A 21,354-nucleotide genomic window follows, 5' to 3' on the forward strand; every position below is an offset into this window, starting at 1 on the left:
TAATGTCGTACCCACTTTTTTAATATCTAAAATAATTTAAATTGAAAATATCAACTTTATCCAGAGTGTTAATTTTAGTTTGTTCAATATTGTTAACAGCAGCTATATTTTTACCAATCTGGAGAATTGAACTTGACGCTCCTCAATATCCTGAAGGATTAGTTATGCAAATCTTTTCAAATAAACTTGGAGGTGATGTAGACATTATTAATGGCTTAAACCATTATATTGGTATGCCAACATTACATGTTGAAAATTTTATTGAGTTTAAAATTTTACCTTATCTTATTGGTTTATTTGCTCTACTCTTTTTAATAACTGCAATAAGTTTAAGTAAAAAAATGCTTTACTTTATGTTTTACTCTTTTGTAATATTTGGCATTATTTCTATGGTAGATTTTTGGAGATGGGAATATAATTATGGTCATAATTTAAATCCAAATGCTGCAATTATAGTACCTGGAATGTCTTATCAACCACCATTAATTGGCTTCAAGCAGTTACTTAATTTTGGTGCGTATTCAATTCCAGATTTAGGAGGATGGGCTATGTTAATAGGTGGAGTTCTTGTTTTAATTGTCTATTTAAAAGAGAGCAGATTGTTGAATAAATTTAGAAAAACTAAAAGTGTATCATCAATTATATTTTTATTTGTGAGTTTAGTATTATTATCTTGTAGTGATATTGAATTTGAACCTATAAATATTAATAAAGACAAATGTGATTATTGTAAAATGACAATTTCAGATATTAGATTTGCAGGTGAGTTAATAACAAAAAAGGGAAGAGTAAATAAATTTGATGATGTAAAATGCCTAATCTCTTTTTGTGATGAAAATAAAGATATTCAGTTTAAATCCAAATTGGTTTCTGATTTTTCTACCAACCAATTAATAGACTTAGAATCCGCATATATCGTAACTTCGGAAACGCTAAGAAGTCCTATGGGCGGAAATTCTGCATCATTTGCAAATAAGGAAATTGCAGAAAAAAATGCAAAATCTTATAATTCAATTATTAAGGATTGGAATCAATATAATAAATAATGAAAATTTTTAATTTAATTATATTGCTTTTATTTATTGTAATTACAAAAAATACAAAATCTAATACAATCAATATTGGAATCAATTCTCAATACAAAAAAATATCAACAGCATTATTAAATGCTATTTCTGGTGATACGTTAATTGTTAATGGAGGGTTTTATAAAGAAGGGAATATAGTTATAGATAAATCAATTGTAATGATAGGTAAAAACAACCCAATTCTTGATGGAGATAGAAAATTTGAGGTAATGTCAATAAAAGCAAATTACGTTTCTATAAGTGGATTCAGGATTCAACATTCAAGCTATGCAACACTCGATGACCCGGGCGGAATTAAAGTATACAACTCCAATCATGTTAATATAACTGATAATTTTTTAGTAGATAATTTCTTTGGAATCTACCTTCAATATTGTCAAAATTGTACAATAAAAAATAACAAGTTAATTGCTTTTGGAAAAGAAGAGCAACAAATAGGAAATGGGATCCATTGTTGGAAAAGTGATAGTTTGATTATAGTTGGAAACAATATTAAAGGTCATAGAGATGGAATTTATTTTGAGTTTGTAACTCATTCAGTTATTTGGCGAAATATCTCAATGAACAATATCCGTTATGGATTACATTTTATGTTTTCTAATAACGATTCATATTTTTCAAATCTGTTTAAGAATAATGGAGCTGGCGTTGCTGTAATGTTCACAAAAAAAGTTACTATGATGGATAACACTTTTGAAGATAATTGGGGTGATTCATCTTATGGGGTTTTGCTCAAAGAAATTTCTGATTCTTACTTATCAGGTAATAAGTTTTTATACAATACTACTGGAATTTTTATGGATGGTACGAATAGAATTGTTGTTGAAAAAAATGAATTTATTGGGAATGGTTGGGGGATGAAAATTCAAGCAAATTGTATGGATAATTTAATTATAAAAAATAATTTCTTTAAAAACACATTTGATATAAGCACTAATGGTACTTTAGTTTTAAATACTTTTAATTCCAATTTTTGGGATAAATATGAAGGGTTTGATTTGAATAAAGATTTAATTGGCGATATACCATATCACCCACTTAGCCTATTTTCTGTAATTGTAGAAAACAATCCACCATCAATGTTGTTATATAGAAGCTTTATTATTTCATTGTTAGACAAATCTGAGAAAGTATTTCCAAGTTTAACACCAGAAAATTTTATAGACAAAAACCCACTAATGAAATCATTGAAATTGTAAAAAATAAATATGATAGAAATTAAAAATATATCAAAAAAATTTGGAAAAATAGAAGTTTTAAAGAATATAAATATTTCTTGTAGAGAAGGAAATTGTATTGCTTTAATAGGACCAAATGGTTGTGGTAAAACTACTTTGATAAAAAGTATCTTAGGAATGGTTATACCAGATATAGGTGAAATTATTTTTAATGGAAAAAGTATTTATAATGATTTTAGTTACCGAAATGAAATTGGATATATGCCTCAGATTGGTAGATATCCTGAAAATATGAATATAGGTCAAGTTATTGAAATGATTAAACAATTAAGGAAATCTAATACTTCAATTGATGATGATTTAATTAATCAGTTCCATTTAAATAAATTGTTTAATAAAAAAATGAGAACATTAAGTGGTGGAACAACTCAAAAAGTAAGTGCTACTTTAGCTTTTCTTTTCAATCCAAAAGTTTTAATATTAGATGAGCCTACAGCTGGATTAGATCCATTAGCTTCTGAGGTTTTAAAAGAGAAAATAATAGAAGAAAAAAAGAAAGGTAAACTTGTTCTAATAACTTCTCATTTGTTAAGTGAACTAGATGAGTTAATTACACAATTAATTTTTATGCAAGATGGGGATGTTGTTTTCCATAAAAGTATTGATGATTTAAAAAATGAAACTGGAGAGGAGAAAATATCAAAATCAATTGCTAAAATATTAAAGGAATTGCAAGAATGAATAAGATTATAAAATTTGTAATTATTGATTTATTAAAGAATAAGATTGTTTTAGTTTATACAATTATACTAGCAGCATTCTCTTGGAGTGCCTTTAGTTTAGAGGATAATAGTTCAAAAGGTATTTTAACTTTATTAAATATCATATTACTAATTGTCCCTCTTGTATCAATTTTATTTTCTACAATTTATATTTATAATAGTTCTGAGTTTATAGAACTTTTGTTATCTCAACCGATTCAAAGAAAAAAAATATGGTTGAGTCTCTTTCTTGGACTTTCAATCAGCTTGCTATTTGCATTTTTAGTTGGAACTGGAATTCCAATACTGTTGTTTGCGGATCAAGTTGTAGGTTTTATGATGATTGTTGTAGGATGTATCATAACATTAATTTTTATTTCAATTGCATTTTTAGGATCAATATTAAGTCGTGATAAAGCTAAAGGAATTGGCATTTCAATACTTCTTTGGTTATACTTTGCATTGTTGTTCGATGGATTGGTACTTTTTTTACTATTTCAATTTTCAGATTATCCAATCGAAAAATTAATGATTGGAGTTATAACAACTAGTCCTATTGATTTGGCTAGGATATTGATTCTGTTGAATCTAGATGTATCAGCAATGATGGGTTATACAGGAGCTATTTTCAAAGATTTTTTTGGTACTACAATTGGATTAATTGTCTCATTTAGTTTGTTAATATTATGGATAATTATTCCTTTTCTAATTTCTTTAAAAATATTTAAGAAAAAAGATCTATAAATTTTCAAACAATAATTTAAGTGTTAAAAAGTTAAATTATTAATTAATAGATTATCACAATTTTCATATAAAGAACTTATTATTAAACCAAAACAGATTAAATTTCTTTGATTCTTTGATCTAATTTATACAACAATTTTATATGAAAATATGTTGATTAAATATTTTTTTGATGAAACTATTTATTATTTTTTATCGAATTAATTCACTTTTATGAAAATTAAGTTTGTCCATTAATTTAAAGTTAAAAATTTATTATGAAACATGACGTTACAAATAGGAAAGACATTGAAAATCTAGTTAATACATTTTATGAGAAAGTAAAATTAGATACACATATTGGTTATTTTTTTTTAGATATAGTAAATGTAAATTGGGAAAAGCATCTTCCAATTATGTATGATTTTTGGGAAAATGTATTATTTTACTCTGGTAATTATTCTGGAAATCCAATGGATGTTCACATTAAATTAAATGAAATAGCTCCAATTAAAATTGAACATTTTCAAAGATGGTTAGAGATATTTAATGAAACTGTAGATGAGTTGTTTGAAGGTGAAACCTCATTTAGATTAAAGCAAAGAGCTTCGAGTATTGCAACCGTTATGCAAATTAAAATCCTAAATTAATAATGTATTTTCATGTAGTTTTGATTCTTCATATAATAGGTGCTAGCATTTGGGCGGGAGGACATATAATTTTATTATTAGTATTCTTACCAAAAGCTCTAAAGGAAAAAAATTTTAAAATAATTGAAACATTTGAGATAAGGTTTGAAAAAATTGGTATCCCATCTCTGATTAGTCAAATAGTTACTGGAGTGATTCTGGCATATCATTACAATGTGAATTTCTTAACATGGTTTTCATTTTCAACTCCAATTGAAAAAGTAGTCTCAATAAAATTATTATTACTCATTCTTACTTTAATTTTAGCAATTCATGCTAAGTTTTTTATAATTCCGAAATTAAATAATAGTAATCTATTTAATCTTGGAATTCATATTACATTGATAACTCTAACAGCTGTTTCAATGTTAATAATTGGAACATTTATAAGATTTGGTGGCTTATAAATTTTAATAGAAATATCTTTATAATAGTCAATAAAAAAAGAGCTAATTAATTTTAAATTAGCTCTTTAATTTTATTGATAACAATTATTTAACTTATTATTTAGTTGGAGGTAAAAGTACTTCATTTATTACATGTATAATCCCATTTGAAGTAGGAATTGAAGCAATTATCTCAGCTTTACCATTAATAATTATTTTATCTCCATTTTTAGTAATTTTAATTTTTTGACCACTAACTTCTTCAAACTCTTGCCCATCATTCATATATTCTGTTTTTAAAGTACCTACATAAGTATGATATTCTAATATATTTTTTAAATCTGCTAATTTTTCAGGTTTTAATAAACCATCAACTGTTCCAGTTGGAAGTTTATCAAAAGCAGCATTTGTAGGAGCAAAAACTGTGAATGGACCAGCATTGCTTAAAGCATCAACCAAACCAGCTGCTTTAACTGCAGCCACTAAAGTGGTATGATCTTTACTTCCAATGGCTACCTGAACAATATTTGGTTTAGATGTAGAATCTTGCACTCCAGACTGCCCAGGAGTAGCCTCAGAAGTTGTTTCTGCACTTGAAACTTCTGGCTTTGGCTCACTTTCTGAACCACAAGAAACAATTGATAATGCTCCAATTGAAACTAAAAAGAAAAGTATTTTTTTCATTGTTTTTAAATAATTAATTTATTAAAAATATCAAAGAAAAATTTTAAAGATTATGATTTCAATCATATTAGACTATTATTTTAGTTTTAATTATTTGTGAGAGATTAATCATTAATAAACCAATAAGCATTACTAAAGCAATTATTATTAAATACACATTCATCCCTGGTATTACAACATAAGTTAATGAACCAAACCCTTGAATTGATAAAATTAATTCGTTAAAAATTATTCCAATAATAAAAGTTGCAATTCCACGAATAGTATATTTGTTTATAGTAATAAGGTTATTGATAAATATATATGTAATTAGGAAAGTAGAAACAAATGCTAATAAAACTAAATGTAAATAAGCAATAACTATTGGTCTGAAGCCAAATGCAAATTGGCTAATTGATGGTATTACGGAAACTAATTGTAATGTTAACTTTATTGATAATGCAGAACCAATAACAACAAATAGAAATTTTTTTAATTTAGAAACTTCCAAATGTTGTAAAAATTTAAGGTTTTTTAATAACAAAATTAATTTAATCCAACCTAAAAACTGAGCAATTGAAGAAGCAACAACTATAAGATACAACCAATATGGTAAATCTAACCAAAGAACAGAAAGTCCAAAAGCAGGAATGCAACTATAAAAAAACAATCTAAAAACATTTTTATCTTGATTCATATTTGGAAACAAATTATGAAGATATCCTAAAAATAAACCCAAACAACCAAAAAAGAACCAGCCATTATATTGAAAATGCAAATACCAATAAATTGATGATAAATACATATGTTGAGGCAAATTTTTTGTTGCCATCATATACGTTAATGAAGCAGTTCCAAAATTTGAAATTAGGTTAAAGATAATTGCAGCTTTTAACCAATTTGATATATTTTTATTTTCAGAAAATTTTAACACTTTGAAATAATTGTAACTAAAAACAAAGAATGTTATAATTGAAAGTGTTGAGAAAGTAATTGAAATCAAACCGTACCCTTGTATTGTAAATGAAATTAACATTCCATATGCACAAATAAGATTTGCAATAATAATATTCTTAAATAATCTTGAAGTTAAATCATTTAAAAATGGATTTACATAAATTATCATTAAAATCATTATTGTATGAGTTATCCATCCAGCAAAAGCAAAATGAGAATGAGCATTTTGTAAATTTTTTTGTTCAAAGTGTCTGAATTCAAATCCAGATTTATACCTCATTAATAATCCTAAGCACCCTACAACAAACAAGTTTAAAAAAGAGACAGTTAACCATTTTGAAAGATTTTTCGTTTTCATTAATTAATAAAATAATTTTCTGTTAATAATTTCTACTTTATTTTCTTTTTGCATTTTCTTAAGTGTGCGAATGACTGTTTCTACCCTGAGCCCTGTAAAATTAGCGATTTCTTGTCTGGTATTATCAATTAAAATTCTTTTATTAATAGGAATAGACTTATCAATTCTTAATGAATTTAAATAACCAATTATTCTATTTTCGGGAGTATTAAATATTAGTTCTCTAGCAGTTTCAGCTTTACTATATAATCTTTTTGCTAAGGTTATTAATAGTTTTTTTTCAATGCTTCTGTATTCATCTAAAATATTAAAAAAAATGTTTTTAGAAATTCTTAATATTAGTGAATCGCTTACTGCAACGGCTGATGATGGATAGGATCTATTGATTAATAATGCAGGTTCACCAAAGCTTTCACCATCAGTAAACACACCTTGAATAAACTCTTTACCATCAGGGTTTATATTTATCATTTTAACTTCACCTTGTACTACTTGATAGTAAAATATCGCATCATCTCCTTCCGAAAAAATATACTCACCCTTCAATATTTTTTTAGAAACAGCCCCCCAAGTAATGAGAATATTTGAATCCATTTTTCAATAAAAATTTAAAAAAAATAAATTAAACATTAAAACAATTTAAACTAAGAACTATTTAGAAAATTAATTTTTACTGAGTTAATATTAGCAGATTAAATAAATATTTTAATTAATTGAATTATAATTAACCTTACAAATCTCATAAATCTAAATTTACTATTTATCAATAAAAAAATAATAATCTACTTTAATTAATTAAATCTTTCAAAAGCATTTTTACTTAGTTCTTCTTGATGATTTGGATGAGCAATTTTAATTAAGGACTTTGCTCTTTGTTCCATACTCAAACCAAATAAATTTACAGCTCCATATTCGGTTACAACCCAATGTGTATGCCCTCGAGTTGTTACAACACCTGCTCCTTCTTTAAGTAAAGGAACAATTCTTGAAGTACCATATTTGGTTTGTGATTGAATTGCAATAATTGGTTTGCCACCTTTCGAGAGAGCTGATCCACGAATAAAATCTAATTGACCACCTATGCCAGAGTATTGGTAAGTCCCAATTGAATCTGAACAAACTTGACCTGTTAAATCAATCTCTATTGCACTATTTATAGCAACTACTTTTGGGTTCTGAGAAATTATTGAAGGGTTGTTTACAAAATTAATATCTAATGCTTTAACAATTGGATTATCATCAACAAAATCATACAATTTTTTTGAACCTAAAATGAATGAAGTAACACAATAACCATTAATTATATTTTTTTCTGAATTATTTATTACACCATTTTGAATTAATGGAATAACATCATCTGAAAACATTTCAGTATGTAACCCTAAGTTTTTATGATTAATTAAATTTTTTAAAACAGAATCTGGTATAGTACCAATACCTAACTGTAAAGTAGAACCATCTTCAATCATATTAGCAATAATTTTACCAATTTTTTTTGTTGCAGTATTTTGTTTTTTTTTATAACTAACTTCTGGTAATTTATCATCAACCCAAATGCAAGCATCAAATCTATTAAATGGAATAAAACCATCACCATGCACTCTTGGCATATTAGGATTTACTTGAGCAATTATAGTTTTAGCAGAATTAAATGCTGCTTTTGAAATATCAACAGAGGTTCCTAATGAGCAATAACCATGTTTATCAGGTGGAGATACTTGAATAATTGCAACATCAATTGGTAAAATATTTTTTACAAAAAGGGAAGGAATTTCACTTAAAAAAACTGGAATATAATCACCACGATCAGAATTAACCGCTAACCTATTACAATCAGAAACAAATAGTGAGTTAATGTAAAAATGACCTTTTAAATTTGGATTATTAAAGTCTGCACCAATTTGAGTTATTCCAATTAATTCTACATTAGTTAATCTTTCTTTTTGTTCAAATAATTTATTAATCAAATAAATTGGAGTTGCGGCACTTCCATGAAGAAAAACTCTTTGGTTAGATTTTATTAGCTTTAAAGCATCTTCTGCACTAGAATACAAATTGCTTATTGGCATTAATTTTTAGAATAAATGAAATAATTTACTTTAAATAAAAGACTTAATGATAAAAATAGCTTAAAAAAAAATGTTTTGACTTTAATTATTAAAAAATAATTAGAGTGAAAATTTTGTTAAAAATTACATCAAATAGTTTCAACAAAAAAAAATTATCTAGATAATAATTTCTGCAAAATTACAAAATATGGATTGAAATTTAGTAAAAGAAGTATGATGATTCTAAAAAATACTAGTTACAAAAGAATATACTAATTAGAAATGATTAATCTTATATGATCAACTATTTATAACTTTATCATAAACATTTAATGTTAACTCACCAACCTTACTCCATAGAAAATTATTTTTAATATGATTGGTTAATGATGAATTACTTGGAGTATTGAAAGATCTAATAATCCCATCTCTTATACTTTCAACATTGTAAGGATTTATATAAATAGCATTCTCTTTGAAGTACTCAAAAGTACCTCCAAATTTTGTTATAACAATGTTAGCTCCAGAAATTGCTGCTTCTAATGCAGCAATTCCAGGTGTTTCAAATAATGATGGTAAAGCAAAAATTTTACAAGCTGAATACGCAGAAGCTAACATTTCTGAATCATTTTCTAAACCAGGTATAATTAAAATATTTTTGTTTAAGCTTGCTTCATATAAACACTTATTCCCATAATCATTATTATGAATTTTCCCTATAATTACAGTTGGTACATTTAAGTCTTTTACTGCCCTAATTAAACTTAATACATTTTTTCTTTTAGAACCTAAATGTCCTACATTCAAAATGAAATCTTTTACACCATATGTTTTAACAAACAAATCTGGAGTTGAATGTAAAAACTTTGAATCGACTCCATTTGTAATAACTGTAATTTTATCAGCTGATATTTTTAAACCCCTTTGAATTAAATTTGCTTCAGCATTTGTGTTTGGTAAAACATGATTTGAAGACTCACAAACTTGTTTGATTATTCCATAATCAGTTCTAATTCCACTATAAAACTTATTTATAAAATCTTCGATCTTGATTACTGATCTAATAAAGATTGGTGATCTTTTTGTGAAAAAAATTGATGAAACAACGAATTTTTTATTGAATTGTTTTAACCTTTGAGTTATATCATAATTTAACATAGTACCAACAAACACGTGGTACAAATCGTAATTTTGATTGTCAAATTTATCCCATTGATTAAAAAACGAAATTTCAACTCCTAGTGATTTTAAAGAATCTGAAGTATTTAAAATTTGGGTTAATGGTCCTCCTGATACCATATTAATAGTTTTTGGAGCAATAAAACATACTTTCATTTAAATTAAACAATTGATGAAAAGCAAAAAAAGTATCTAAATAAATATATAAAATTAGTAAATAGTAATCATACTAATCTTGAATTTTACAAAAAATTAAATCAGAATACTCACATATCTAAAATATTAAAATTGAACTATCTAGATCTACGTCTTGAAATATCTTCAACTTTTTTGTTTAAAATTTTCAATTCATGTTCAACTCCATGAATATTCAGAAAGTATTCTAGAAATTCATTTATACCTTCATTATGAAAATCATTAGTAGTGATGAAATCTGCAATAGCTTTTAATTCTTTTACAGCATTGTTTAAAGCAACAACAAAGCCAACTTCTTTACAGAAATTAATATCATTATAGTAATCTCCAATTCCAACTATTTCATTCATTTTCACCCCGTAATAACTTGCAATTTGAACTAAAGCTTTTTCTTTATTAGAATTAAATGATCTAACTTCAATAACCCATGAATCTAGTTTATCTTTTAATTCATACATTCTAAGTTTTAATTCTTGGCTTTTCATTTTACTTTCAATATACTTCAAAATCGAATTAACACTAAAATAATCCCCAACAATTATTAACTCTAATATTTTATTATTAATTTCAATGTAATTACTGAATTTAAATCTTTCAATATTCCAGTGTTCATGATATACTGGCAATTCAATATCATCATTATTTACATAAAATTTATCAACAGTAACAACACAGAGTTTAACAATTTTATTTAATTGAACTTCTTGAATAATATCAATCATAAATTCTGGATCCAAATCTGTATTTACAATTACTTGTGTATCATTCGAGACAAAAAAAGTACTACCTTCAAGTGATACAATTGGTAGGCTTAAGTGAGCATCTTCTAAATAAGGAAGTACAGAGCTATGATGTCTTCTAGTAATAATTATAAATGGAATTCCTAGATTTTGGATTTTTTTAATCATATAAGCTGTATCCTTTCCAATCATATCAACACCGTTTAGCAATGTACCATCAAGATCACAAGCTATTAATCTAATTTTAGAAATTCTAGATTCTGGGGAAGTTAAGAACGAGAATATCTTTTTAATTGGTTTAAACATTTGTAAATAAAAAATATTTTAGTAAAATTCGTTAAAATAATTTAAAACATGGCAAACAAAATTATTACGATATATTTCTAAGAATTAATATCAAACTATTTATATTTGATTGCTATATTTGAAAAACAAAAAGATTATATATCTATCATCACATTTAATTTTTTCGAATATGAGTATCTCGGTACAACTTTCGCTCGATTTCAAGCCATATCCAGATTCAAATAATTTAGGATTTGGTAAGTATTTTGCCGATCATATGTTTTGTATGGATTTTGTAAGTGAGGATGGTTGGGTTAATCCTAAAATAATACCATATTCAGAATTTAAAGTTTCACCATCAAACTTAACTTTTCATTATGGGCAGACAGTTTTTGAAGGGTTAAAAGCATTTAAATGGAAAGATGGTTCAGTAAATATATTTAGATTAAATGATCATATAAAAAGATTAGCTCATTCAGCTGAAAGGTTGTGTATACCTAAGTTCAATGAAGAATTAGTTATTGAAGCCTGTAAGTTACTTGTTGACATAGATAATAATTGGGTTCCAAAGTCAGAGGGAACTTCATTATATCTACGACCAATAATATTAGCAGATGATGATGCATTAGGAGTAAGACCTTCAAATAATTATAAGTTGTTTATAATAACATCACCTGTTGGGAATTACTATTCAAAAGGACATGCACCAACTAAAATTCTAGTTGAAGAAAGTTATGCAAGAGTAGCACATGGAGGTTTGGGTGAAGCTAAGACTGCAGCAAATTATGCAGCTTCATTGTTAGCTGCAGAAAAAGCAAAATCTATTGGATATGATCAAGTGTTATGGTTAGATTCTATTAACCATGAATATATAGAAGAAGTTGGAACAATGAATATATTTTTTGTTTTGAATGGGACGAAAGGAGATACATTAGTAACACCTCCATTAGATGGTACAATTTTGCATGGAATAACAAGAAAAACTGTTCTAGAAATTGCAAGGGAGTGGGGAGTTAACGTTGAAGAAAGATTAATTACAATTGCTGATATATCCAATGCGTTTGATAATGGAACTCTAAAAGAAGTATTTGGTAGTGGCACTGCAGCAGTTATTTCTCAGGTTGGAGAGCTTTCTTATAAAGGTAAGAATATGATAATTATTGAACAACCAAATTCGTTAAGGTCTAGGCTTTTTGATGCTATTTCAAACATACAACACGGAATTGAATCAGATAACTTTAATAGATTAACAAAAATTGAACATCACAATTTTGATAGATCAAAACTTAGAAAAGATTCCATTGATGATTTAAAGTTTGTTCAAGATGTTATTGAAGTTAAATCAAGATTAGCACATTAGTTTTTTAGTTAAAATAATTGTTTATATAAATTGAAGAATAACAAAGAATATGATAGTGTTATTAATGAGTATAATATTGAATTTGATAGTTGTAAAAAATCATTTTTAGAAAATAAAATTGCAAAATCTAGAGTTTGTGCCAGAAGGGCAATTGGAATATTGGTTAGACGCAAAGCAGAATTAGATGATGGGTTTTATGGTGTTAACTCTTTAGAAAATTTAAATTATTTTTCAAATAAAAAATTTCCAATTGATGTAAATGAAGCTGCATCAAGATTACAAGGTGGTGAAAGAAGTAAAATTCAAGGTGAATTATTTTCAGATAAACCATTAGATGACTTATTAATTTTAACCTCTTTTCTATTCAATAATTAAACAACTATTATATATGTCAAATGTTAGAAGTCTTTTACTAATTGCTTTATTTAGTTTTATAATTACTAATTTACATGTTAATAGTCAAGAAAATAAAAATGTTAAATGGACTATTTTAACACCATCAATAAATTGTAAAGTTGGTGATGTTGTAAAAATTAAGATTGAGGGTAAGATTGCAAAAAAATCACATGTTTATTCATTAAAAAAATATCCAGATAGTCTATTAGGTCCACAATCTACTATTATTGTTTCTGGTGATAGTTCTAAGTTTGTATTATTTGGTGAAGTATCAGGACCTGAATCTATTAAACATAAAGATCCTAATTTTGATAATTTAATAACTGAATATTGGGAAGGCGATGTATTATTGGAAATACCATTAAAAATTCTTCCAACAGCAAAAGCTGGTAAAAATAAAGACTCTATTGTTGTTACTTTTATGTCATGCGATGATAAATCTTGCATGCCTCCTACAGATGTCGTTTTGAAGTTTGATTTAGAAGTATCAGATGGTGGTTTAAATAATCAAAGTAATGTTATCAATTCAGACCATACAGCAATATCTAAGGATAAAGAAGCAGCCTTAAAAAAAAAAGAAGTACTTCTAAGAACAAAAGCACTAAGCACATCAACAGGAAGTGATGATTTTGATAATGCTAAGAAGGAAGGATTTTGGTCTTTCATTTTAGTTTGTATGGCAGCTGGTTTTGGATCAATTTTCTTACCATGCGTTTACCCAATTATTCCAATCACAATTTCATTTTTCACTAAAAGAAATCATGCAACTCATAAGCAAGCCATAAAAGATGTAAGCTATTATGCATTGGGTATTATTTTAACTTTCACATTAGTTGGAGTATTAGTATCAGTATTATTTGGTGCTTCAAAGTTAAATGAATTTGTATCTAATCCATTCGTAAACATAATAATTGCATTAATTTTCATAGCTTTAGCATTTAGTTTATGGGGTGCATTCGAATTACAATTACCAAGATCAATTGTAGACAAGTTAAATAAAAATGCAACTGAAAATAAGGATAGTCCATTAGGTGTTATTATAATGGGTATAGTTTTTGCATTAACTTCATTTAGTTGCACAGGGGCAGTTCTTGCGAGTTTGTTAAGGCTATCAGCAGATGGAGATTGGACATGGGCATTAGCAGGAATGGCAGCATTCTCATTTGTATTCTCTTTGCCATTTATACTTTTTGGTTTGTTCCCATCATTGTTAAAATCTATACCAAAATCAGGTGGATGGATGAATGCAATTAAAATTGTATTTGGATTTTTAGAGATTGCTGCAGCTGTAAAATATTTATCAAGTGCAGATTTAGTTTGGGAATCTGGAATTTTAACGCGTGAAGTAGTTTTAGCGATTTGGATAACAGTTTCTTTAATGACTGGACTTTATTTGATTGGAGTATACAGATTTACACATGATTCTGTTGTAGATAAGATAGGAGTGCCAAGAGCAATATTTGCATTGCTTTTTATCTTTATGGCTTTTAGAATGGTGCCTGGTATGTTTGGAGAAGAGTTAGGTGAAATGGACGCATTATTACCTCCACAGAATTATCCTGGAATAGGGAATACATCAATTTTTGCAAGTGTTTTAAATAATTCAAATAAAATATCTTCAAATGAAATAACTAGCCACTTATTAACAAATGCAAAATTAGAAGATGGTTGGATTGTTGATGATTTAGAACTTGGATTGAAATATGCTAAGGAAGTTAAGAAAAATGTATTTATTGATTTTACAGGTTATCAATGTACTAATTGCAGATGGATGGAAAAAAATATGTTCCCAAAAGCAAAGATAGAACAACTCATGAAGAAATATGTTTTAGTTAGAATGTATACTGATAGAAGGGACTCTGTAAACTTAAGTAATAGGAAAATGGAAAATGATAAATTTGGAACAATTGCAATGCCATTCTATGTAATAGTCAATTCAAATAATGAAACAATTTCAACTTTCCCTGGATTAACTAGAGAGGAAGATGATTTTGCAAAGTTTTTAAGTAAAGGTTTGCAATAACATTTTTAAATAATAATTTAGTTTGATTTATATGAAAATTTTTAATCAAACTATTTTTTTTTAAAGGGTGAAATACTTTGATTTATAAAAGTTTTTGGATAATCTTCTACCCCATCAAAACCTAACTCAATATCACGTCCATCATAAGGTATATAATTTGTTTTAAATATATAATCCCAAATACTTAATGATATACCAAAATTAATTCCATTTTTTAAATTTGGTAAAAATTTTGCATGATGCCAAATATGCATTTTGGGATTGTTTAGAATATATTTTAAAGGACCATAAGATAAGTTTATGTTTGAATGATTTAGGTGTCCTATCGCTAATGCAATAATATGAATAATTATAAAATCACTTAAACCGAAACCGATCATTGATAGAGGAATGAATTGTAATCCCTTATAAATTATTGTTTCAAACCAATGGTATCTCAAGTGTGCTGAAAACCCCATTTCCATAACTGAATGATGTACCTTATGAAATTCCCACAAAAATTTATTTTTATGTAATAACCTATGAATATTCCATTGGATAAAATCAGTTAAAATAAACATAATTAATAGTTGAAACCATTTAGGTGTATTAAACAATTTAATTGCAACTAAGTTCTGTAAACCAAAACTTGATAAAATGTTATTCCAAATATTAACAGCAATATCAGATATTGCATTAAACCCAATCAATGAAAACAAGAAGAAATTAAAAAACATATAAAATCCATCTAACCAAAAGTCGGTTCTAATTTTGTTTTGTTCTTTCCTCCATGGATTCATAACTTCAATCAACCAAGTAATGATTGATATAAGAATCAACCAATAAAAATAATTACTCCATGATGGATTTAAAATCTCATTAATCAAGTATTGAGAGTAATTTTTATAAGATGCAGAAATTATATTTATATAAGTTTCCATAATATTTAAAGGAAAAATTGATACAATAATCTAATGTAAACTTATGAGTTAATGGTAAATTAAAAATCTCAATTAGTTATTGTTAAAAACTCATCAGATATAATTCAAAAATAAAAAATTCTTAAATACGTTCTTTAGGGAATAATCCAATTAACAAACTTTATTGCAAAATTGTTTTTAGTAATTGCTTTTTCAATACTGATACTATTATTTTATTTTCAAATATCAATTTATAAAAGATTACGAATCAGATTCAAAAATCTTTTAGCAATTAAGATATTAAATATAACATCAATAGTTGCTATGTTGATAATGGATTTGCCAATTATATATAATTTTTTAATTTATAAAATTTGGCATCCATTATTTATGGATAAATTTTTAGAAAAATTATTTCCAGTTTTTACTATTTTTCATATTAATAGTTTAATCTTAGGTGGTGGATTTTTAATTTGGGATAAGTTTATTAATTCTAAAATTCGAAAGTATAGAAAGGAAAAAAGTGTCAAGAATTTAACAAGTTCTAAGCATGAGATTCTTATTGAAAACGAAATTCAAAAAAAAACTCAAAGTTCAAATAAAAAAAATATTATAGAATTGAATAGAAGATCTTTTATAAAAACTACAGGGATAGCATTAGGTACTGGGCTAATAGCCAGTAAAACCCTAAACGCAATGAATACTACATTTGATTTTATAATAATTAACAAAAAGTATAGAATCCCTGGACTTCCTGAAAACTTTAAAGGATTAAAAATTGCTTTTATTTCAGATGTTCATTCATCTGTTTACATGCAAAAACCTCAAATGAAAAAATATGTTTCTGAAGTAATGAAACTTAAAGCTGATGTAATTTTTGTGACTGGTGATTTTGTAAATAGTAAAGTTTCTGAAGTTTATCCCTTTGCTGAAGTATTTACAGATTTGAAAGCTCCTATGGGTGTTTTTGGCGTTACTGGGAATCATGATTATTATAGTGGAGATATAGAAACTGTTGTAAAGGAGATTGAACAATGTGGTATTAAAATATTGCGAAATGAAAATTTATCTTTAGAACGAAATGGTGAAAAGATACATTTGTTAGGTATTGATGATAAATATAGTAAGTCGGTACAAGAATATGTGGAGACTGGAAAAACAGAAATTGGAGCAGTTGAGAATTTGATAAAAGGTATTCCGGAAGTTGAGAAAAAAATTCTTTTATGTCATAAACCATATTACTTTGATGACTATGCTAAACTAGGTATGGATTTGGTATTAAGTGGTCATACTCATGGAGGTCAACTTGTTTTTGCAAAATTTGGAAATATCCCAATTTCATTTGCAACAATAATATCGAAGTATGTTGCAGGGGCATATAGAACAAAATCAAATCCTGAATCATTGTTGTATGTAAATTCCGGTTTAGCAGCAGTAGGTATTCCAGTAAGGCTCAATTGTCCACCTGAGATTTCTTTAATAACACTAGGATAAAAGTAATTATCTAAAAGAAATATTATTATTTATAACCAAGTTTAGATTGATTAATTTCATTTTTTCCTTGATTCAATACCATTACTATTAAAAACTTTTATAGTAATCGTTCTATATTTTTCTGATCCAGTAAAATTTAGTATAGCAAAATTTCTACAACCAACCCAAGTATTTGAAACCCTTAAAACATTTATTTCTGTTGAATCTCTTCTTGAAGTTGAGTTTAAAGGAGAGCAAGTTTAATCATAAAGTGGGTATGTTCCAATTCTATCCAATTTGGATAATTCAGTAATATGCCTGTCACCACTAAAAAAAACAACTCCTTTTATTCCTTCATTTAAAATTAGATCAATAATTTTTTGTCTTTCTTCTGGATAAGTGGAATAATTTTCATATTTGGCAACAGGATTTAACAATTGGTCACTTAAAGCAATTATTTTAAATTTCGAATTTGATGAAGATAATTTATCAATCAACCATTCAATTTGTTTATCTCCCAAAATTTGTCTATTACCAGTTTTTCTATTATTTGGAGATCTATTCCAACTATCATCTAATAAAAAAATTCTACATCAGCTCATTGAAAACTTATACAAATTCCACGTAAATTTTTTGTACCATAACCTGGATTAGACCAAGATACCGGAAATGCCTTTAAAGTTTTTTCTTTATGTGTAAATCCTCTGTCAGCATCATTTGGTCTATAATCGTGATCATCCCAGATAGTATAATTATGTATATTAGCAAATAGTAGTTGAAGTTCTTTTAGGCTTTTACCATGAGTGAACCTATAACAAATACCTGTCCATGTATTCCAGTCCGATTCTCTTAAATAATCATTATCTCCTAACCACAACATAGCGTCTGGTTTTTTTTAACTAACTTGAAGAGTATATTTCATATTTACCACCATAATGTTTTCCTGGTCTGTCATATAATGAATCATTTATATATTCACAACTCCCAACAGCAATTGAGAAATTGGGAGGACCTGATCTATTTTGCCATAAAACTTGTGATTGAAACTCAAATGGATAATTTCTAACTATTAACTTATCATCAATTATTAATTCATAAGAATATTTTTTTGAAGGTAAAACTTTATCAGCAATTAAATGAACAATACATGCTGAATCGGTTTCTAAATAACTAGATTTTGTATTAAAAATTTCACTTTTATCACCATTTACCCAATATCTAATATATACTTTTGCAGGAGTTTTAGTTTGAACCCATAACATTACTTCTTTCATTTCAGAATACCCAACCATAGGACCTGATTGAAGGTTATCATCTTGTGAAAACAAACTTAAAATTAAAAATAAATAAATAAAAAATATTGATGATTTCATATATAAAATTTTAGTTAAGATATTTTTCAGATGTTTGTAACAAATTTAAATATATTAAATATCAAAAAATACATTTTACTATTAATGCAGAATTTAAAAAACAAAATTGAAGAATTATTTGCCTTACCATTCAACGAAAAATATAAAGTTGATTCTATTGAAACTTTTAAAGAGTTAAAGAATTTTCTAAATGATGGTTCTGTTAGAAGTGCAGAGAAAGATTCAACAGGGAAGTGGATTGTAAATCAATGGGTAAAACGTGGTATATTAATTGGTTTTAGATATGGTAACAACATAAATATGTCAGTTGGTGAGTTGTCTTTTTTTGATAAAGATACATTGCCATTAAGAAAATTTTCGTTGCAAGATGGAGTAAGGATTGTTCCAGGTGGCTCTTCAGTTAGAGATGGAGCTTATGTTGCACAAGGAGTTATATGTATGCCACCAATGTACATAAATATTGGGTCTTATGTTGATGAAGGTACTCTAGTTGATTCTCATGCATTGGTTGGAACTTGTGCACAAATTGGTAAAAGAGTCCATTTAAGTGCTGCAGCTCAAATAGGTGGCGTTCTAGAACCTATTGGAGCTAACCCAGTAATTATTGAAGATGATGTAATGGTTGGAGGAAATTGCGGAATTTATGAAGGTACAATTGTAAGGAAAAGAGCTGTTTTAGCAAGTGGAGTTGTTTTAACTGGTTCTTCTAAAGTATTTGATATTGTTAATAATAAAGTTATTACATCAATTGAAGGAAGTACACTAGAAATTCCAGAAGGAGCAGTTGTTGTGAATGGTTCTAGAGCTATAAAATCAGAATTTGGTTTGGATAATATGTTATCGATTTCTACACCAATAATTATCAAATATAGAGATGATAAAACTGATGCTAAAACTGCTTTAGAATCTGCTTTAAGATAGATAACTCTTTTAGATGTAAATTAGTTAAAATTATTATTTACTGTTATCAAATACAAAACAAATATAATTTGGTTGATGGGTCCTTCTGGTTCCGGCAAAACCACAATTGGTAGATTGCTGTCAGATAAAATTTGTGGGACATTCTTTGACATAGATCAAATAATAATTGAAAAAGAAAAGAAAACTATTTCAGAAATATTTGAAATGAAAGGAGTAAATTATTTTAGAGAAAAAGAAGTTGAGGTTGTTAAAAACTTGAACTATTCTTGTGATTATATAAATATAGTTTCATTAGGTGGGGGTTCTATCACTCAAAGCTATATACTTGATTCAATTAATTCTAAAGGACTAAAAATATATCTTGAAGTTGATGTTGAAACTGCTATAAATAGAATTTCAAATTTTAAAGATAGACCATTGTTATTGTATGATAAACCAGAAATAGCTTGGACTGAATTATTTGTAAAAAGAAAAACAATTTATGAAAATTGTGATTTAAAAATTAATTCTGATAATAGTATTGATGAGATTTGCAAGCAAATTATTGAATTTATAACAAATTGAAGTAATGTTTTTTAATTTTAATGATTCAAGTACTGAAGTTCTTTTTTATGAAGATATAAAATCTATTATTAAATCAATTATTTTAACAGAAAACAATTATTATTTAATTGATAAAAATGTTTATAGAATATATAATGATGAATTTAAAGAGTTAAAGAATGTCTTTGTATTAGATCCAATTGAATCTAATAAAGATATTAATAGTTTAATAAAAATTGTTGAATTTTTAAAAAAGAAAAAATGCAATAAAAAAAGTTTGCTTATTAGTATCGGCGGTGGGTTAACTTGTGATTTAGGAGGTTTTGTATCATCAGTATTTTTAAGAGGGATTAAATCTTGTTATATACCAACAACCCTTACAGCTTTTGTAGATGCAGCTTTAGGTGGGAAAACTGGAATAAATTTTAGTGGAATAAAAAATTATTTAGGTACATTTAATCATCCAACTAAAGTTTTACTTACTACAAAGTTCTTGCAAAGTTTAAATGTAACTGAGTTAAAATCAGGACTAGTTGAATCTTTAAAAATGGGAATAGTACTTAACAAAAAATTATTTGAATTAATAGTTCTAGAAGCTTCAAATATTTTTAACAAAAATCTAAATAATAACATATTATCTTTAATTAAACTATCAATTAAAACTAAAATGAAGGTTGTTGAAATGGATTTTAAAGATAAAAATGTAAGAATGAGCCTAAACTTTGGACATAGTTTTGGTCATGCTTTAGAGCAATATTATGAAAACAAAATATCTCATGGTCAGGCAGTAGCATATGGTATAAAAGCAGCAACTTATTTTGCTTTAAATATCGAATTGATTAAACAAGATAGATTTGATATTATAATCAAACAAATAGATCTATTAATTGAAAAATTTAATTTTGAAAATGTGGATATAAATTTACTTATAGATAAAATGACTTTTGATAAAAAAAATAATATTAATGGAATTACTATTATATTACCGATTGAAAAAACTGGATACAAGATATTAGAAACTAACGATAAAAATTTATTAAAAGAAAGTTTTAAATTTGCATTGGGTTCAATTCGTTGATATTCGAATTATTAAATTGAAAACTATGTCATAATTAC

General features: G+C 26.5%; 23 protein-coding genes. 13 read left to right on the forward strand and 10 right to left on the reverse strand.

What is annotated here, in order from left to right:
- The first annotated feature begins 41 nt into the window (after positions 1 to 41).
- From IPP08_05365 to IPP08_05390, 6 genes are all read left to right on the forward strand, one after another.
- Entirely contained in the window at positions 42 to 1,046 is a 1,005-nt protein-coding gene (locus IPP08_05365) for a nitrous oxide reductase accessory protein NosL (GenBank protein ID QQS67594.1), read from the forward strand.
- On the forward strand, positions 1,046 to 2,287 hold the full coding sequence (locus IPP08_05370) for a nitrous oxide reductase family maturation protein NosD (protein QQS67595.1): 1,242 nt from the start codon (positions 1,046 to 1,048) through the stop codon (positions 2,285 to 2,287). The genes IPP08_05365 and IPP08_05370 overlap by 1 nt, the downstream gene beginning before the upstream one ends.
- Positions 2,288 to 2,296: 9 nt before the next feature.
- Entirely contained in the window at positions 2,297 to 3,007 is a 711-nt protein-coding gene (locus IPP08_05375) for an ABC transporter ATP-binding protein (GenBank protein QQS67596.1), read from the forward strand.
- Entirely contained in the window at positions 3,004 to 3,771 is a 768-nt protein-coding gene (locus tag IPP08_05380) for an ABC transporter permease subunit (protein QQS67597.1), read from the forward strand. The genes IPP08_05375 and IPP08_05380 overlap by 4 nt, the downstream gene beginning before the upstream one ends.
- A gap of 257 nt (positions 3,772 to 4,028) precedes the next feature.
- Positions 4,029 to 4,400 (forward strand): group III truncated hemoglobin, encoded by a 372-nt coding sequence (locus IPP08_05385; GenBank protein ID QQS67598.1) that lies wholly within the window; start codon positions 4,029 to 4,031, stop codon positions 4,398 to 4,400.
- Between the two features lie 2 nt (positions 4,401 to 4,402).
- The gene (locus IPP08_05390) at positions 4,403 to 4,846 is read left to right on the forward strand and encodes a copper resistance protein CopD (GenBank protein QQS67599.1); all 444 of its coding nucleotides are present in this window, start codon (positions 4,403 to 4,405) and stop codon (positions 4,844 to 4,846) included.
- 96 nt (positions 4,847 to 4,942) lie between these two features.
- Here the strand turns inward: IPP08_05390 and IPP08_05395 are convergent, their stop codons facing one another.
- The 6 genes from IPP08_05395 to IPP08_05420 form a co-directional block, all read right to left on the reverse strand.
- Positions 4,943 to 5,509 (reverse strand): fasciclin domain-containing protein, encoded by a 567-nt coding sequence (locus tag IPP08_05395; GenBank protein ID QQS67600.1) that lies wholly within the window; start codon positions 5,507 to 5,509, stop codon positions 4,943 to 4,945.
- 67 nt (positions 5,510 to 5,576) lie between these two features.
- Positions 5,577 to 6,803 carry a hypothetical protein gene (locus IPP08_05400; GenBank protein ID QQS67601.1) on the reverse strand — a complete coding sequence of 409 codons (1,227 nt, stop codon included), beginning with the start codon at positions 6,801 to 6,803 and terminating at the stop codon, positions 5,577 to 5,579.
- A gap of 3 nt (positions 6,804 to 6,806) precedes the next feature.
- Positions 6,807 to 7,397: a Crp/Fnr family transcriptional regulator gene (locus tag IPP08_05405; GenBank protein QQS67602.1), complete on the reverse strand. Its 591-nt coding sequence runs from the start codon at positions 7,395 to 7,397 to the stop codon at positions 6,807 to 6,809.
- A gap of 197 nt (positions 7,398 to 7,594) precedes the next feature.
- Positions 7,595 to 8,872: an acetyl-CoA hydrolase/transferase family protein gene (locus tag IPP08_05410; protein QQS67603.1), complete on the reverse strand. Its 1,278-nt coding sequence runs from the start codon at positions 8,870 to 8,872 to the stop codon at positions 7,595 to 7,597.
- Between the two features lie 279 nt (positions 8,873 to 9,151).
- Positions 9,152 to 10,186: a glycosyltransferase gene (locus tag IPP08_05415; protein ID QQS67604.1), complete on the reverse strand. Its 1,035-nt coding sequence runs from the start codon at positions 10,184 to 10,186 to the stop codon at positions 9,152 to 9,154.
- A gap of 137 nt (positions 10,187 to 10,323) precedes the next feature.
- Positions 10,324 to 11,271 carry an HAD family phosphatase gene (locus IPP08_05420; protein ID QQS67605.1) on the reverse strand — a complete coding sequence of 316 codons (948 nt, stop codon included), beginning with the start codon at positions 11,269 to 11,271 and terminating at the stop codon, positions 10,324 to 10,326.
- A gap of 169 nt (positions 11,272 to 11,440) precedes the next feature.
- On the opposite strand from IPP08_05420, the gene IPP08_05425 reads away from it, so the two are divergent.
- Genes IPP08_05425 through IPP08_05435 form a run of 3 tightly spaced genes read left to right on the forward strand, consistent with a single transcriptional unit; the run spans position 11,441 to position 15,029 of the window.
- Entirely contained in the window at positions 11,441 to 12,610 is a 1,170-nt protein-coding gene (locus tag IPP08_05425; GenBank protein ID QQS67606.1) for a branched-chain amino acid aminotransferase, read from the forward strand.
- A gap of 30 nt (positions 12,611 to 12,640) precedes the next feature.
- The gene (locus IPP08_05430) at positions 12,641 to 12,985 is read left to right on the forward strand and encodes a hypothetical protein (GenBank protein QQS67607.1); all 345 of its coding nucleotides are present in this window, start codon (positions 12,641 to 12,643) and stop codon (positions 12,983 to 12,985) included.
- 13 nt (positions 12,986 to 12,998) lie between these two features.
- Positions 12,999 to 15,029, forward strand: coding sequence for a thioredoxin family protein (locus IPP08_05435; GenBank protein ID QQS67608.1), 2,031 nt, complete (start codon positions 12,999 to 13,001; stop codon positions 15,027 to 15,029).
- Positions 15,030 to 15,079: 50 nt separating this feature from the next.
- Here the strand turns inward: IPP08_05435 and IPP08_05440 are convergent, their stop codons facing one another.
- Positions 15,080 to 15,949 carry a sterol desaturase family protein gene (locus tag IPP08_05440; protein QQS67609.1) on the reverse strand — a complete coding sequence of 290 codons (870 nt, stop codon included), beginning with the start codon at positions 15,947 to 15,949 and terminating at the stop codon, positions 15,080 to 15,082.
- Between the two features lie 369 nt (positions 15,950 to 16,318).
- Between IPP08_05440 and IPP08_05445 the strand changes: the two genes are divergently transcribed.
- Complete coding sequence (locus IPP08_05445) at positions 16,319 to 17,422, forward strand: metallophosphoesterase (GenBank protein ID QQS67610.1); 1,104 nt, start codon at positions 16,319 to 16,321, stop codon at positions 17,420 to 17,422.
- Between the two features lie 239 nt (positions 17,423 to 17,661).
- Here IPP08_05445 and IPP08_05450 read toward each other — a convergent pair whose 3' ends face one another.
- From IPP08_05450 to IPP08_05460, 3 genes are all read right to left on the reverse strand, one after another.
- Entirely contained in the window at positions 17,662 to 17,922 is a 261-nt protein-coding gene (locus IPP08_05450) for an alkaline phosphatase D family protein (GenBank protein ID QQS67611.1), read from the reverse strand.
- Between the two features lie 77 nt (positions 17,923 to 17,999).
- Positions 18,000 to 18,281 (reverse strand): hypothetical protein, encoded by a 282-nt coding sequence (locus tag IPP08_05455; protein QQS67612.1) that lies wholly within the window; start codon positions 18,279 to 18,281, stop codon positions 18,000 to 18,002.
- 19 nt (positions 18,282 to 18,300) lie between these two features.
- A complete protein-coding gene (locus IPP08_05460; protein ID QQS67613.1) occupies positions 18,301 to 18,774 on the reverse strand; it encodes a hypothetical protein in 474 nt (157 codons plus the stop codon).
- Between the two features lie 84 nt (positions 18,775 to 18,858).
- On the opposite strand from IPP08_05460, the gene IPP08_05465 reads away from it, so the two are divergent.
- The 3 genes from IPP08_05465 (at position 18,859) to IPP08_05475 (ending at position 21,316) form a co-directional block, all read left to right on the forward strand.
- A complete protein-coding gene (locus IPP08_05465) occupies positions 18,859 to 19,695 on the forward strand; it encodes a 2,3,4,5-tetrahydropyridine-2,6-dicarboxylate N-succinyltransferase (protein QQS67614.1) in 837 nt (278 codons plus the stop codon).
- A 72-nt stretch (positions 19,696 to 19,767) separates the two neighbouring features.
- A complete protein-coding gene (locus IPP08_05470) occupies positions 19,768 to 20,259 on the forward strand; it encodes a hypothetical protein (protein QQS67615.1) in 492 nt (163 codons plus the stop codon).
- 4 nt (positions 20,260 to 20,263) lie between these two features.
- On the forward strand, positions 20,264 to 21,316 hold the full coding sequence (locus IPP08_05475) for a 3-dehydroquinate synthase (protein ID QQS67616.1): 1,053 nt from the start codon (positions 20,264 to 20,266) through the stop codon (positions 21,314 to 21,316).
- The last annotated feature ends 38 nt before the right edge of the window (positions 21,317 to 21,354 follow it).

Source organism: Chlorobiota bacterium, assembly GCA_016700335.1.
GTDB lineage: Bacteria > Bacteroidota > Ignavibacteria > OLB7 > OLB7.